The 12,602-nt window shown below is 66.8% G+C and carries 12 protein-coding genes; 3 read left to right on the top strand and 9 right to left on the bottom strand.

The window, feature by feature from the left end:
- Positions 1–335: 335 nt before the first annotated feature.
- Positions 336–1,229, bottom strand: coding sequence for a phenylalanine 4-monooxygenase (gene phhA / locus EX88_RS0121225; protein WP_031373987.1), 894 nt, complete (start codon positions 1,227–1,229; stop codon positions 336–338).
- A gap of 142 nt (positions 1,230–1,371) precedes the next feature.
- Here phhA and EX88_RS0121220 point away from each other — a divergent pair, with 142 nt between their 5' ends.
- Complete coding sequence (locus tag EX88_RS0121220; protein ID WP_031373986.1) at positions 1,372–1,848, top strand: Lrp/AsnC family transcriptional regulator; 477 nt, start codon at positions 1,372–1,374, stop codon at positions 1,846–1,848.
- Here EX88_RS0121220 and EX88_RS0121215 read toward each other — a convergent pair.
- From EX88_RS0121215 to EX88_RS0121200, 4 genes are all read right to left on the bottom strand, one after another.
- A complete protein-coding gene (locus tag EX88_RS0121215) occupies positions 1,811–2,383 on the bottom strand; it encodes a cytochrome c oxidase assembly factor Coa1 family protein (protein WP_051885391.1) in 573 nt (190 codons plus the stop codon). The genes EX88_RS0121220 and EX88_RS0121215 overlap by 38 nt on opposite strands.
- 91 nt (positions 2,384–2,474) lie before the next feature.
- On the bottom strand, positions 2,475–3,188 hold the full coding sequence (locus EX88_RS0121210) for an aspartate/glutamate racemase family protein (protein ID WP_430536925.1): 714 nt from the start codon (positions 3,186–3,188) through the stop codon (positions 2,475–2,477).
- Between the two features lie 50 nt (positions 3,189–3,238).
- Positions 3,239–4,942 carry a M20/M25/M40 family metallo-hydrolase gene (locus EX88_RS0121205; RefSeq protein WP_051885390.1) on the bottom strand — a complete coding sequence of 568 codons (1,704 nt, stop codon included), beginning with the start codon at positions 4,940–4,942 and terminating at the stop codon, positions 3,239–3,241.
- Positions 4,943–5,463: 521 nt separating this feature from the next.
- The gene (locus EX88_RS0121200; RefSeq protein ID WP_031373982.1) at positions 5,464–7,176 is read right to left on the bottom strand and encodes a hypothetical protein; all 1,713 of its coding nucleotides are present in this window, start codon (positions 7,174–7,176) and stop codon (positions 5,464–5,466) included.
- A 285-nt stretch (positions 7,177–7,461) separates the two neighbouring features.
- Between EX88_RS0121200 and EX88_RS0121195 the strand changes: the two genes are divergently transcribed.
- Positions 7,462–8,376, top strand: coding sequence for a hypothetical protein (locus tag EX88_RS0121195; RefSeq protein ID WP_152566403.1), 915 nt, complete (start codon positions 7,462–7,464; stop codon positions 8,374–8,376).
- On the opposite strand, the gene EX88_RS0121190 is transcribed toward EX88_RS0121195, so the two are convergent.
- From EX88_RS0121190 to EX88_RS0121180, 4 genes are all read right to left on the bottom strand, one after another.
- Entirely contained in the window at positions 8,338–9,150 is an 813-nt protein-coding gene (locus tag EX88_RS0121190) for a transporter (RefSeq protein ID WP_235186388.1), read from the bottom strand. The two genes, EX88_RS0121195 and EX88_RS0121190, sit on opposite strands and share 39 nt — an antisense overlap.
- The gene (locus tag EX88_RS27235) at positions 9,147–9,515 is read right to left on the bottom strand and encodes a hypothetical protein (RefSeq protein WP_031373979.1); all 369 of its coding nucleotides are present in this window, start codon (positions 9,513–9,515) and stop codon (positions 9,147–9,149) included. Before EX88_RS27235 ends, EX88_RS0121190 begins: the two co-directional genes overlap by 4 nt.
- A gap of 137 nt (positions 9,516–9,652) precedes the next feature.
- The gene (locus tag EX88_RS26250; protein ID WP_152566402.1) at positions 9,653–10,099 is read right to left on the bottom strand and encodes a hypothetical protein; all 447 of its coding nucleotides are present in this window, start codon (positions 10,097–10,099) and stop codon (positions 9,653–9,655) included.
- Positions 10,100–10,180: 81 nt separating this feature from the next.
- Positions 10,181–10,954: a rhomboid family intramembrane serine protease gene (locus EX88_RS0121180; protein WP_031373978.1), complete on the bottom strand. Its 774-nt coding sequence runs from the start codon at positions 10,952–10,954 to the stop codon at positions 10,181–10,183.
- A 136-nt stretch (positions 10,955–11,090) separates the two neighbouring features.
- On the opposite strand from EX88_RS0121180, the gene EX88_RS0121175 reads away from it, so the two are divergent.
- Positions 11,091–12,260, top strand: coding sequence for a class I SAM-dependent rRNA methyltransferase (locus EX88_RS0121175; RefSeq protein WP_031373977.1), 1,170 nt, complete (start codon positions 11,091–11,093; stop codon positions 12,258–12,260).
- The last annotated feature ends 342 nt before the right edge of the window (positions 12,261–12,602 follow it).

The raw sequence follows: 12,602 nt of genomic DNA, 5'->3' as shown, positions 1-12,602 counted from the left end.
CAAAAGAAAGTAACCCGCCGCTTTAGTGGCGGAAGCTTTTGGCGTTTGATCTGGATCTTGATCTTGCGGCAACGAGACGCCGCGAGACCGTTACAGCGCGGTCGCGGCTTGCGCCGCTCCTACCCTGGCGAAAGTGCGCCGCTTCGAGGGGTGACATCTGCCTTGTTGGCTTTGCGCGTCCCGTGGTCGCGACTCACGTCGCTCCTACAGGAAACTCGAGCTGACGCAGCGAGACCGACACGACGCGGTCGCGGCTTGTGACCGCAGGAAATCCCTGTGGGACGCCGCGCCTATCCTTTGAGTTTCGTGCCATGCGGCACGTCCCGGCTACCCGCTCACACGTCGCCGTCGACCAGCCAACCCTCGCCGGTGCCGCGCTGGAAGACGGTGTCGGTGGCGAGCACGTCGCCGGCCGGGATCGAGTCCTGGGCGGCGAGGCGGTCGTAGATCGGGGTGAAGTCCGGTTCGGTCGCCCGCATCAACTGCTCGAAGCTGTCGATGACGAAGTAGGTCTTCTGGTAGGTGTCGATGCGGTAACGCGTGCGCATGATCCGCTCCAGATCGAAGCCGATCCGGTTGGGCGCGGGAGACTCCAGGCAATGGATCGATTCGCTCTTCGACGAGACGATGCCGCTGCCGTAGATGCGCAGGCCGTCGGCCTGCTTGATCAGGCCGAATTCCACCGTGTACCAGTACAGCCGGGTCAGATGGACCAGCGCCTCGGGGTTGATGCCGTGCGCTTTGACGCCGCCGCGGCCATAGGCCTCCATGTAGTCGGCGAACACCGGGTTCATCAGCAGCGGCACATGGCCGAACAGGTCGTGAAACAGGTCTGGCTCGGCCAGGTAATCGATCTGCTCGGGCTTGCGGATCCACCAGGTCACCGGGAAACGGCGGTTGGCGAGGTGGTCGAAGAAGGTCAGTTCCGGCAACAGGCCCTCGACGCCGATCAGCTCCCAGCCGGTGTGCGCACGCAGCACGCGGTTGAGGTCCTCGAACTTCGGGATCTGGTGCGGGCTCATGTGCATGGCCCGCTGCGCGGTCAGGAACTCGTCGCTGGCCCGGCCGACCAGTACCTGCTGCTGGCGCTCGAACAACTGCGCCCATACCGCATGGTCCTGGCTCGAATACGACGCCCACGGCTGCTCGATCACGGCGGTCGTATAGACCGGCACGTAGCCCTTGTCGGTGAGCTGGTGTTCGACGCGCTGCGGGGTGGCGGGGGTCATGGCCGTGGGGCTCCTGGAACGTCCCGGACAGTCGGGGACCAGATGACTTTAACCGCGCTGCGGCGCAATAAGCTTGCGTTGTTGCGCGCAAAAGCCTGATTGGCGCAAGATTGTTGCGTAATTGCCGAAGAGGGCGCTGAATGTGGCCACTGTAGAACTCGACCGTACCGACATTGTCCTGCTCGCCGAACTGCAGCGCGACGGCCGCCTCACCAACGCCGAGCTGGCCGAGCGCGTACACCTGTCGGCTTCGGCCTGCCTGCGCCGGGTCCAGCGCCTGGAACGCGAAGGGGTGATCTCCGGCTACCGCGCCGAGGTCGATCCCGAGCGCCTCGGCCTGGGCCTGCAGGCCTTCGTGCGGGTGCGCCTGGGCCGCCACGACAGCGAAGCGGTCGCGGCCTTCGCCGAGTTCGTCGAAACCTGGGACGAGGTCGTGGCCTGTTACGCGCTGACCGGCGACATGGACTATCTGCTGCAGATCGTCGTGCGCGACCTCGAGCATCTGTCGCGCTTCCTGCTCGATCGTCTGCTCAACCAGGCCGGCGGCGCCGACATCAACTCCAGCCTGGTGCTGCGTACGGTCAAATCCTTCCGTGGCCTGCCGTTGCCGTCGCGCTGACCAGGTCGCCGTTATCGGCGGGCGCGGCCTCTGGGTCGGCGTCGGGATCGTCCTGGAGTTCCGCATCGGGTTGAGCGGCCGGCGGCGCGGGCTCGGCGGGCGCGCCTTCGTCTTTCAACAGATCGATGCGCTGCCCGCTGCCCTCGATCGCCACTTCCAGCAGCGAATAGGTCCAGCGATCGGCCTCGCGTTCGCCCTTGATGTAGAGCCGGGCCTCGCCCTTGGGGCCGGTCAGCGGCACCGACAGGTCGGCATGGCCGCTCGCGTTCTCGGTGCTCAGCGTGCCCTGGATCATGCTGCCGGTGCGCAGCGGCGTGCCGAGCGCGGCCACGACCTCGGCATTGCCTTCGGCCAACGCGATGGCGTGCCGGTACGGTTCGCTGGCTTTCATCACCCCCGACAAGCCCTTGATGCCCAGGCCGATGACGCCGACCAGCAACAGGCCGGCGAGCAGGATCAGGGTCAGGCAACCGCTCGGCACCGCCCACTTCCAATTGCGGCCCCACCAGCCGGGGTTGGGACGATCGTCGTTCATGGCGTGCTCCGCGGAGTCGGTCGGCGGTCAGTGTCGCCGCGAATGGTATTGCTGGCCAGCGGAGCCGCCGGACGAGCGCCGCGTCGTTGCTTCAAGCGCCTTCGATCGCCGCCAGTGCCGCCGCACGCGCGTGCAGGGCGGTGGTGTCGAACAAGGGGATCTCGACATCGCCGGCGCCGATCAGCAGGCCGATCTCGGTGCAGCCGAGGATCACACCCTGCGCGCCGCGCGCGACCAGGCCGGCGATGACCTCGCGATAGGCTTGGCGCGACTCGTCGCGGATACGTCCCAGGCACAGCTCCTCGTAGATCACCCGGTGGACGAGTTCGCGGCCGGCCGGGTCGGGCACGATCACGTCCAGGCCGTGGCGATCGACCAGACGCTGGCGATAGAAATCCTGCTCCATGGTGAAGCGCGTGCCGAGCAGGCCGATCCGGCTCAACCCTGCCGCGCGGATCGCCGCGCCGGTCGGGTCGGCGATGTGCAGCAGCGGCAGGCCGGACGCTGCTTCGACCGCATCGGCGACCTTGTGCATGGTGTTGGTGCAGATCACCAGCAACTGCGCGCCGCCGTCGCGCAGCGAGCGTGCGGCCTGGCCGAGCAGCACGCCGGCCGCATCCCAGTCGCCGGCATGTTGCAGGCGTTCGACCTCGGCGAAATCGACGCTGTACAGCAGCAGCTTGGCCGAATGCAGACCGCCGAGGCGCTCGCGCACGGTTTCGTTGATCAGCCGGTAATACGGCAGGGTCGATTCCCAGCTCATGCCGCCGAGCAGGCCCAGCGTCTTCATCGCGACTTGGTTCATCGCCGCAGTATAGCCATGCGTTCGCGCGGCCTCGGCGCGCGCGGCGGCGCTCAGCGCGTTGCCGCGGCGCCGGTCGACGATGCGCCCGCATCGAGGCTGCCGAAGCGCTCGCCGAAGAAATCGCCGGCGTTCCAGCTCGGCCGCTGCGGCGCGTCGGCGATCGACTGGCCGATGCGCGCGTTGAGCCGGGCCAGGCGCGCGGCATCGCCGTACTGGATCGGCTGGCTCGTATCGTCGCCGGGTTGGTGATAACGCTCGCTCAGGAAATCGCGCTGGTGTTGGCCGGCATCGACGCCGGACTGCTGCGCCTTCACCCCGCCGGTCAGATACACCGCCAGCACGCCGGCGCGGATGAAAGCGAACTGGTCGCTGCGGATGAACACGCTTTCCTGCGGCGAGGGATCCGGCGACAGGCTTACCCCGACTTCGTCCGCGGCCCGATCCAGCACCGCCTGCAGGCTGGAATGCTCGACCCCGATCGGCACCACGTCGCGGGTCGGCACCAACAGCACCGGCATGTCCATGTTGACGTTGGCGACCAGCGAGTCGTGCGGCACGGTCGGATGCCGCGCATACCATTCCGCGCCGAGCAGGCCTTTCTCTTCGGCGGTCACAGCGACGAACAGCAGCGAACGCTTCGGCGGGGTCTTCGAACGCGCGAGCTGCTGCGCGGCTTCGAGCATGATCGCCACGCCCAGGGCGTTGTCGAGCGCGCCGTTGTAGATCGCATCGCCCTGCACCGGCGCGCCGATGCCGATATGGTCGAGGTGGGCGCTGAACAGCACGTGCTCGCGCTTGAGCGCGGCATCGCTGCCCGGCAACAGCGCGACCACGTTGCGCGATTCGGCCGGCTCGATGCGGGTCTGCGCCGACAGTTCGATCGTGCCCGGCAGCTCGAAGCCGCGCAGCTTGCCCTCGCGCGCATCGCGGAACAGCGCCGCGGCAGTATGGCCGCCGCCATCGAGCAGGGCGCCGGCGCTGGCCGCGCTGACCTGGGCGATCACCTGCAGTTGCGGGAAGGTATCGAGCGGGCGCCCGTCGGCATCGCGCAGACGCATGCCGGGGCGGGCCCAGTTCTCGGCGCCGCGCGCCCAGGGCTGGCGCTTCTCTTCGTCGTCGGTGGACACGATCACCGCGCCGATCGCGCCGCGCTCGACCAGCGCGGCGAATTTTTCCCTGAACGAGCTGTAGAACGCGCGCCGGTCGGTATCGAAGCGCGGCGGTGCGCCGTGGAACAGCACCGCGATCTTGCCGCGCAGGTCGACGCCGGCGAAATCGTCCTGCTTGAGTTCCGGCGCACACACCGCTTGTCCGACGAACACCGCCGCCGCGGTCACCCGCGCGTCGCCGCGGTCGAAATTGAGCTGCGGCAGGAACTGTTCGCGGAACTTCAGGGCGATGGCGGCACCGTCGCGGCGGATCACCAGCGAGCCGCCGTCGTCGACGCGTTTCGCGCGCAGCAGCGGCACGCGTTGGAAGTAGCGGCCGTCGTCGCCGGCCGGGCGCAGCCCGATCGCGCGCAGGCGTTCGGCGACATACAGCGCCGCCAGGTCGTAACCGCGCGTGCCGGCCTCGCGGCCTTCGAGCAGATCGTCGGCGAGAAAGCGCAGGTCCGATTCGATCCGGCGCGCGTCGGCGCCGGCGCTTTCGTCGTAGCCGTCCGGTGCCGGCGGCGGTGGTGCGGCGCGCTGGCAGGCGGCGAGGGTGGCGATCAGGCAAAGACCGACGACGGACCGGAAGGGCGAGTAGCGCATCGATTCCCCAAGCGATGAGGTCGCGGAACCCCGCGACGGACGGCTGCGGACTGCGCTGGCGACGCTACCACCGCGGGGTGGCGGCGCCAAGGTGAGGGGGCGGGTGTTGTGGTGGGGAAGCGGGGCAGAGCTAGAGCCAGCAGAGCCAGAGCAAATCTCCCTACCCTCTTTTTCAAAGGGGGATCGATGCGCGTGGGGCTTGGGGTTGCGTGGCCTTCTGGAGCGGGGAGCGTTCTTCGGGAGGCTATGGTCATGCCACCCGCCACCCGCCACCGTCGAATGTCGAATGTCGAACGCGAATCGCCAGCCGCAAGTCGTTCCCACCGGACAGATAAGCGTTGCTGTTCCCCCCTTTGACAAAGGGGGGCTAGGGGGGATTTAGCTTTTCGCGCGCAGCGGCGTCGAGTAAGAGAGGACCACCGCTCAATCACCGAGCCAACCGCAAGCCGTTCGCGGTTGGCCGTATCGGAGTGGTCGTTCCTTCAATGCCGAGAGGCTGAAAGATTCGACTCTCTCGGCCCTCAACTCCGCCAAGGATTGTTGTTGAGGTCCTTCGCCCGCGAATCGAACACGTCGCGGGCATCGAGGAACAGTTCGCCGTCGCGCTGGGAGTTCGCGAACAGGTGGTAGATCGTGCCCATGCGCTGGCTGTAGCTCTCCCAATGATTGGTGTCGGCGTTCTTGATGTCGGTCTCGTCCTCGTTGTTCGGGTTGCCGTCGAGGCCGTTCAGGCGCGTGCGTACTTCGTCGGCGAGCTTGATCGTGCGGCCGTCGGCGGTGACGAACTCGCGGCCGGAGTCGAAGTTGACCCGGTTGCCGGAGTTCTTCATTTCCAGGTTGAGGTTGATCTCGCGGCCGCCCTTGCCGTCGCGGTCGGGCACGTGCAGGTCGATCCAGTGCTCGCCGAAGCCGCCCGGATTGACGATGCCGAAGCCGCGCATGCCGTTGCTGATGTCCTTGTTGATGATGTCCTGTTCCTGCAGGCCGATCAGGCTGTTCGCGTACAGCATCAACTCGCCGCGGTGGTCCTTGGAATCGGCGAGCTGGGCCGGGTCGGTGATCGCGGCCTCGCCGTCCTTGAGCTTCATCGAGTCGTAATAGGCCTTGAAGGCGTTCTTCATGTCGAGCTGGGTGTCGCGGCCGTCGGTATAGGTCAGCTCGCGGCCGGCGTATTTGTTCTCGAAGCTCGACCAGAACTGCTCGAAGCTCATGTCGCGGTTCTTGCCGCCGCCGAAGGTGTCGACGAAGTGCTTGAACGAGGGCGAGATGTCCGAGCTCAGCATGGTGTTGCCGACCGACAGCCAGTACTTCGGGTTGCCGCCCATTTCGCCGAGGGCGATGCCGAGGGTGCCGTCGAGGTTGCGGCCGATTTCGTCGGAGGCCCATTGCGCGAACGTCGCCCAGTTGGCGTTGTCCTTGCCGAGGATCTCGCTCATGCCGGTGGAGAGCTCGTGGTATTGCTCGGTCACGCGCTCGTTGCGTTCCATCCGGTCGGGGTAGGCCAGCAGCAATTCGCCGCTGGTGTGCAGGCCGTCGTCGGCGAGGAAGGCGCTGCGCATCGCCATGAGCTGTTCCTTGCTGAATTCGACCTCGCCTTCGAAGACCTTGGAGTAGCCCTTGGACGCGACCGTATAGTCCTCGACCAGGCTCTCGTACCAATCCTGGTGGCCCTGCACGGCCTTTTCGAAGCGCTGCATCAGCGCCTGGTTGGCGTCGTTGGTGATGAAGGTCTGCATCTCGCAGGAGCTCAGGCCGCTGAAGGCGACCATGGCGCGCCTGAAACCGCCGTTGTCGTTCAAGTTCTGCGCGTCCATGTACTGGCCGATCAAGCCCGGGTTTTGGCTGCCGCGGACGAAGCCGGCGTCGATCTTGCCGGCGTCGATCTGGCCGCGGTCGATGCCTTCGGCGAAGGCCGCATAGACCTCGCTCTTCTCGTGCTGCGAAATGTCGCCGTCGCTGGTCATCCAGTTGAGGCGGTCGGAGTGCATCCACGACTTGAACGCGCCGCCGTCGCGGTCGAGGATGGTGTTGATCAACTCGGCCTGGAACTCGCGCGACTGGCCGCTGATCTCCTTGGCGAACACGTCCATGCGCTTTTCGTAGTTGTCCTTCCTGAAATCGCGGTCGCCTGCGTCTAAGACGCGGTCGGCGGCGCTGTCGACCTGCTTGGGGTCCGGCGCCTGCGCCTGGACGGTGGTGACCGAAGGTGAGGAAACCGGGTCGTAGGGAATCATGCGCACGCGCTCGCGAAGAGGAAGGCGGGCACTGTGAGCCGCAAGCTGAATGCGGCCAACTAGGGCCATTCCCAGACTTTTCGATACTGCGATGACGGTCGCGAAAGTCGAGCGTCCACGCGATGTGCGGTGGTGGCGATCGTCATGTCGCTGAGCTGGCTGCTGCGCCCGCGTGCGGAAGAGTGCGAAGCCGGTCTCAAAGACGCGATTTGCCGCGGAAAACCTGTCCGAGCGCAGCGCATGCACGCGTTGGTCCAGAGGCTCACCCACAACGAGGAGTCGATCATGTCCAACGCACGCACGTCCATCGTCGCCGCCTACTGCGAAGGTCTGTTCTCCAAGACCGATGGCAAGGGCTATGTCCAGGGACTCAAGACTTCCGGTTTCAATACGGCGATCCTGGCCCTGGCGCATGTGCACTACCAGGACAAGTCGCCGCCGGCGCCGGACAAGTACAAGGGCGACCTGTACTACAACGACCTGGAGATCTTCTCCAACGGCCAGTACGTCGGTCCGCCGGAATGGGTGCCCCTGGTCAACTCGCTGACCCTGGGCGCGACCGGCATCGAACGCGTCTGGCTGTCGATCGGCGGCGGCGGGGTCGGCGATTACGGCAACATCCAAAAGCTGATCGCCGAGTTCGGCAACGGCGAGAAGAATCCGCTGTTCCAGAACCTGGTCGCGTTGAAGAAAACCTTCCCGGCGATCGAGGCCGTCGACCTGGACGACGAGGAAATGCAGAGCCAGAAGCTGATCGTCGACTTCAGCCGCATGCTCGGCAAGGCCGGCTTCAAGGTCACCTTCTGCCCCTACTACAACCCCGAGTTCTGGGTCGGCTGCGTGGCCGAACTGCAGAAGACCGATCCCGGCCTGGTCATCGGCTTCAACCTGCAGTGCTACTCCGGCGGCGCCGGCAACGATCCGGAAGAGTGGATCCAGGCGCTGCAGCAGACGCTCGGCAGCGGCTTCCCGGCCAGCTTCGTGATTCCCGGCGTATCCACCGACTCGACGCCGAACCAGGTCCAGCAGCAGTACGCGCAATGGGCCAGCGACGGCATCGGCGGCGGTTTCCTGTGGACCTACGAATCGGCGGACACGCAGGCGCCGGACTACGCCTCGGCGATCGCCACCGGCGTCGGCACGGCCGCGGCCTTGCGCGGCTCAGTCGAAGTAGAACGACGCCCCAAGACCTCCCTGTAGGTCGGGGCTGTTGCGGTCCAGGCCGACGTCGAAGGACGCGTCGAGCTGCACGCGCGGGGTCGCCATCCAGGTGACCCCGCCGCCCGCGACCGAGGTGGTCGAGGCGTGATCGCTGTGGGACATACCGGCCTCGACATAGACCGCGGTGCGGTCGCTGAGCGCAAAGCTCAGGCTCGGCGACCAGGTCCAGGTGTCGGCGCCGTCGCTGCGGTCGAGGTTGAAGTACAGCGCGCCGGCGACGCGCTCGTTGAAGTTGTAGCCGAGCGTGGTGCCGAGGGTGTACCGGGTTGCACCGTTGCTGAAGTCGCGCGCGCCGCTGGCGGCGGTGACCGCGCCGAGCACGGCCCACGAAAACGCCTCGTGCGAGGACGGCAGCGCGACCTTGACGGCGAGGCCGGTGTCGCCGGCGCCGTGGCGCGAGCGGCGGCCGTCGCCGTCGCGTTCGCGCAGCCGGTTGTAGGCCGAGGTCGCCAGTTGCAGCTCGACCCGCTCGCTCAGGCCCAGGCGCAGATTGGTATTCGCGCTGTAGAGCCGGCTGCGGCGGCCGCCGTCGTCGTTGCGCTCGAAATCCGGCAATCCCTGCTCCCAGGCGAAGGCGCCGCGCGGCAGGGTGTCGGTCGAAAACGAGATGCCGGGCCGGTCGAACGAAGGCGGCTCGGCCGCGTCGGAGGTTTGTGCCGCCGCCGGCGCGGTTGCGATAGTGAGCGTCGCGGCGATTGCGGCGACGACGGCCCCCCGCACGTGCGCCGCGGCAAGCGCGGCAGCAGGCCTCACGGCTTGATCCACTGACCGCGCTGCATCTCGCAAGCCTGCTTGATCGCGGCGATCTGCGCGGCGTTGCGCTTGTAGTAGTAGATACGCGCCTTGGCGTTCATCGGCGAATCGCAGATCGCGACCGCGCCCGAGGGACAGGCCGCGACCGGCCGCGCCGAGACCTGGCCGCCGATCTCCGCCAGACCCGGCAGCGAGCTGTTGCATTGCGGCTTGGGCGCGCCTTCAGAGGCCGGCGGGTCGGTCTCGGTGCATTCGTTGATGATCTGGCCGAGGACCTGGCCTTCGATCATGCAGGCGCTCTTGGCATAGACGAGCGGCGAGGCGGCGAGCAGGAGGATGGCGGATGCGATGAGGCGGCGGCGCATGGCGAAGGGCTCCGGAGGCAGCTGGAAAGATCGGGCAGCGTGCGGTTCATCTGCATGGATGCCAAGTCACTTTAACGCGCCGACGCAGGGGCACGCGAGCGAAACGAATCGGCTCCGATGACCCGGCCGCTAACGGTTTAGGGCCATAACTGCACCGATAGCACGTGCCGGTACACCCGCAGAGGCCGGTTAGGGGGACGGCGCCCGGCGACGGCCGAGTTCTCGACTCGAACCGCAGGAAAATGCCAGAGCTGACCGTCGGGTTGATCGAGGCGATTGGGTGGGCCGAGCGCGCCTCGCAGGGCCTGTGCGCTCTCGCGAAAATCCGGCTTGAGTGCGCGCCAGCGAGGCTTCCATCGGAAAAGTTGCACTTCGCTCAGCGTCGATCGAGTGACGAAGTCGAACCAGAACGGCGCGGTGTAGCCGAACAAGGTGAAGCGCAGTACCGATGGACCGTAAACGCATTCTTCGAATCGATCGCGCGGTATCAGGTCGAACAATTCGGGCTGAGTGATGCGCCAGGGAATCGTAAGCCCGTACTCAGGCACCGGAATGCCGGCGCTAGGATCGTAATGAAAGGGCATCGCTCGAAGGGGCTCGGCTTGAGCCGGAATACGGAGAGCCAGTCCAGTATAAACCTGAGTGAAAGCGATGCCGGGGTACGGCTACTCCTCGTGCCTCTGCCGCGCCGGAAACTCCAAGACCACGCCGCGTTCGCCATCGACCGGGCGGTTCCACAACACCGGCACGCGTTGCGGGCTCGGCGGTTCCAGTTCGTCGTGGGCCGGCACCAGCTCTTCGTCCTCATCTTCCCAGCTGTAGCGCTTGCGTGGCGGCAGCGGGTCGCGCAGGCGGAACGCGAAGGCCGCGATCACGCCGGCGACCGCGCCGCCCAGGTGGGCCTGCCAGGACACGCCGATCTCGCGCGGCAGCACGGTCAGCAACATGCCGCCGTAGAGCAGGAAGGCGATCATCGCCGCGGCGATCGAGGGGCGGTCGCGACGCAGCACGCCGAGGGTCAGGACCAGGAACATCAGGCCATGCGTCAGACCGCTGGCGCCGAGGTGATAGCTGCCCGGATCGCCCAGCAGCCAGGCGCCGAGCCCGGCGCCGAGCCACAGGATCGGCAGCGCGCGCAGGGTCGCCTTCGGGTAGACCGCGCCCGCCAGGGTGCCGAGCAGCAACAGCGAGGTCGCGTTGGCGGCCAGGTGCTCGATCGAGCCGTGCAGCAGCGGCGCGGTCAGCAGGCCGACCAGGCCCTCGGCCGACCACGGCTGGACGGTGAAGGCGCGCACGTCGAACTGGCCCTGGGCGGTGAACACCGCGATCAGCACCAGGACGAAGGCCAGGCTGGCGTTGAGCGCGCGCATCAGCCGGCTGCGGTCGGCTTTGCGCTGGGCCGGGGTGTCGGGGATGGGGGCTTCGGTGGGCAGGTGCATATCACCGAGATTGGCACCGCCCGGAAGGAATACAAGCCGCGTTCGTCGGGCCGGTTTGTCCCGCCAGCGGGATGGCGGCGGGGCCGGGCGGCCCAAGCCGGGCGAGGCGGAGGCCCGTCCCCGGTAGAATGGCGGGATGAATAACGAACTCCCCACCGTACGCCTCAAGAACGCCTGGAAATCCACCCACCCCTGGATCTTCCAGCGCCTGGTCGACAAGCCGGCCCAGCGCCCCAAGCCGGGCTCGATCGTCAACGTGCTCGGCGTCGACGGCGATTGGATCGGCCGCGGCTTCTACAACGGCCACTCGCGCATCGCCCTGCGCATGCTCGAAAACGACCCGGACGTCGAAGTCGACGCCGACTGGTTCGCGCGCAAGATCGCCGCGGCCGTGTCGCTGCGCCGCGACGTGCTCAAGCTCGACGAGGTCAGCGACGCCTGGCGCGTCGTCCACAGCGAAGGCGACGGCCTCAGCGGCCTGGTGGTCGACCGCTACGGCGATCTGCTGGTGGTCGAATACTTCAGCGCTGGCGCCTTCCGTCACCGCGAATGGATCTACGACGCGCTGCGCCAGCAGTTCCCGGGCTGCCGCTTCTACGCCTTCGCCGACGAGCACGTGCAGAAGCAGGAGAGCTTCGACTTCCGCGGCACCGAGGCGGTGCCGCCGGCGACGATCACCGAGTACGGCATCAAGTTCCGCGCCGATCCGGCCGGCGCGCACAAGACCGGCTTCTTCGCCGACCAGCGCGACAACCGCGAATGGCTGTCGCAGCAGGTCGCCGGCAAGCGCGTGCTCGACCTGTGCTGCAACACCGGCGGTTTCGGTGTTTACGCCAAGGTGCGCGGCGCCGAGGAAGTGGTCGGCGTGGACATCGATGCCGACGTGATCAACATCGCCAAGGCCAACGCCAAGCTCAACGGCGCACAGGTCAAGTTCGTTCAAGCCGACATCTTCCCCTACCTGCGCGACGTCGCGAACGCCGGCGATCTCTACGACGTGGTGATCCTCGACCCGGCCAAGATGACACGCGACCGCGAGCAGGTGATCCCGGCGCTGAAGAAGTACCTCGACATGAACAAGCTGGCACTGGGCGCGCTCAAGCCCGGCGGCCTGTTCGCGACCTTCTCGTGCACCGGTCTGGTCAGCGAGGACCAGTTCCTCGACATGCTGCGCCGCGCCGCGTTCTATGCCGGGCGCACCGTGCAGGTGCTCAAGGTGTCCGGCGCGGGCGCCGATCATCCGTGGCTGGCGCAGGTGCCGGAGTCGCGGTATCTGAAGGCGGTGTTCTGTCGGGTGTTGGACTGAGCCGATTGCCAGGTTTGTAGTGCGTCGCTCCCTCTGTAGGAGCGGCGTGCTACTGGATGTCCTTCGGTCACAAGCCGCGACCAAGGGACGCGCAGGGGGCGCCTAGCCGCCGTCATTGGGCGAAGCTTTGAGCTGCCGCAGGGTAGGAGCGACGCGAGTCGCGACCGCGTTGCTCGCCGTTGCGGCGTTTGTTGCCGCAGAGCGGTGAAGCAACACCTAAAGCTTCCGGCCGCTTTAGTGGCGGAAGCTCCTGGCGTTTGATCTAGCTTCTGCGAAATGGCTAAAGGCAAGAGCAAAGCTTCCGTCCGCTAACGCGGCCGGGTTACTTTCTTTTGCTAAGCC

This window comes from Lysobacter antibioticus (genome assembly GCF_000731095.1).
In the GTDB taxonomy this organism is placed as follows: Bacteria; Pseudomonadota; Gammaproteobacteria; order Xanthomonadales; family Xanthomonadaceae; genus Lysobacter; species Lysobacter antibioticus_B.
The sequence above is the reverse complement of the archived record's forward strand: the minus strand, read 5'-3'. Positions and strand labels throughout refer to the sequence as shown.